General features: G+C 71.2%; 3 protein-coding genes. 2 read left to right on the forward strand and 1 reads right to left on the reverse strand.

The annotated features are described in order from the left end of the window. Both ABZV34_RS38930 and ABZV34_RS38935 read left to right on the forward strand, forming a co-directional pair. A partial coding sequence (locus tag ABZV34_RS38930) for an alpha/beta hydrolase (RefSeq protein ID WP_356287858.1) occupies positions 1-560 on the forward strand: 560 nt, incomplete at its 5' end. Positions 561-666: 106 nt separating this feature from the next. Beyond that, positions 667-1,527: a DUF427 domain-containing protein gene (locus ABZV34_RS38935; RefSeq protein ID WP_356287861.1), complete on the forward strand. Its 861-nt coding sequence runs from the start codon at positions 667-669 to the stop codon at positions 1,525-1,527. A gap of 98 nt (positions 1,528-1,625) precedes the next feature. On the opposite strand, the gene ABZV34_RS38940 is transcribed toward ABZV34_RS38935, so the two are convergent. Further along, a partial coding sequence (locus ABZV34_RS38940; RefSeq protein WP_356287864.1) for a VWA-like domain-containing protein occupies positions 1,626-1,981 on the reverse strand: 356 nt, incomplete at its 5' end.

Consider the following 1,981-nt stretch of genomic DNA (forward strand, 5'->3'; position numbering starts at 1 on the left):
ACTACGGGGCGCCCATCGGCTGGCGGCTCGCGCTGCAGGCCCCGGACCGTGTCACGGCGATCGTCACCCAGAACGGCAACGCGTACGTCGAGGGCTTTGTCAAACCCTTCTGGGACGGCGTGTTCGCCTACGCCGAGGCGCCCGGACCGGAGACCGAAGCCCCCATGCGCGGTGCCCTGACCCCCGAGATCACCCGCTGGCAGTACGTGAACGGTGTCGCCGACCCGACCCTCGTCAGCCCCGACAACTGGGTCCACGACCAGGCCCTGCTGGACCGGCCGGGCAACGACGAGATCCAGCTCAGGCTCTTCCGCGACTACCCCACCAACGTGGACCTCTATCCGAAGGTGCACCAGTACTTCCGCGACTCCCAGGTGCCGGTGCTCGCGGTCTGGGGCGCCAACGACGAGATCTTCGGTCCCGCGGGCGCGGAGGCCTTCCGCCAGGACCTGCCCCAGGCCGAGATCCATCTGCTCGAATCGGGGCACTTCGCGCTGGAGAGCCACCTGGAGAACATCACCCAGTACATCCGCGACTTCCTCGGCCGCGTCGTCGCCTGACGCGCCAGGGCCGGGACGGCCGGAGCGGACCCCGACAACACCCCCTCGGGGCGCACGTGTCCGCCGCGCCCGGTGCCCGTCACCCCGCACCCGGAAGGAACGAGCCATGGGACTTTCCTGGCAGCAAGGGCCCCTCTCGGCGAGCGCGATCGGACACTTCCTCACTCCCGAACCCCTGCCGCGGCGCCTGCTGTTCGCCGAGCCGCTGCGCCGCCGTATGCGGGTGCGGTTCAACGGGACCTGGATCGCCGACAGCGAGAACGTGCTGCTCCTGCACGAGCCGGGCCGCTACCCCGTCGCCTACTACCCCCGCGCGGACGTGGACCCGCGGGCTCTGGTCGCGGGCGACAAGGTCACCCGGCATCAGGATCTCGGTGAGACCACCTGGTACGCCGTGCACGCGGGCGACCGGACCACCGAGCGCGCCGCCTGGGAATTCACCGCTCCGCCCGAGCACGCCGCCGCGTTCGAGGACCGTGTCGCCTTCGCCTGGCGGGCGATGGACGCCTTCTACGAGGAGGACGAACGCATCCTGGGACACGCGGCGGACCCGTACCACCGTATCGACATCCGTGACACCTCCCGCACACTCGAAGTCCGTCTGGAGGGCGCCGTGGTGGCCCGCACCGAGCACCCGGTCGTGCTCTACGAGTCCGGTTTCGCCCCGCGCTGGTACGTCCCGCGCGCGGACGTCGACGAGAGCCGGCTGACTCCCGTCGAAGGGCAGACCTTCTGTCCGTACAAGGGGCTGTGCGACTACTACGACATCGGCACCGCACACCGCGCCGCCTGGTCGTACCGTGCCGCCTACACCGAGGTCGGCCGCATCGACGACATGGTCTCCTTCGAGCCGGACCGGGTCGAGGTCCGTCTCGACGGCCGGCGGCTGGAGACCGAGCCGGGCCAGCAGGTCGTCCCCCACGGCGTCGACCGCGGTCTGGACGCCGACGAGATCAGGTCCCGCTGACTCCTCACGGCCCCCGGACACACGCTGCCCGCCCCGCCCAGCGCGTCGCACCGGCAGGTGTTTCCGGCCGTGTCCCGTCCCGGGAGGCTTCGAAGGACTCACCTGTCGGCGGAAGTCGATTCGATGGCGACCACCCGCGCCCACTCGGGCGGTGAGTCCGGGACGTAGTCGGGGTCGTCCTCGTCCCACGAGGCGGACGAGCGCTGTCGGGGGAACAGGCCGACCACCGTCCGGCACGGTGGCCGGCTGCTCGGCCAAGGCGTCTGACCGTCGGTCAGGACCACGATGACATCCGGTCGGGGCCCCCTTCGCAGGGCGCGGGCGAAGCCCGTACGCAGGTCGGTGCCCCCACCGCCCACCAGCGGTATTCCCTCGGCTCGGCAGAGGGTGTGTACGATCCGGGCGGACGCGTCGCACGGCAGTACGGTGACGAGGTCGCGGCGGCCCCCCACGG

This window comes from Streptomyces sp. NPDC005195, assembly GCF_040608315.1.
In the GTDB taxonomy this organism is placed as follows: domain Bacteria; phylum Actinomycetota; class Actinomycetes; order Streptomycetales; family Streptomycetaceae; genus Streptomyces; species Streptomyces kaempferi.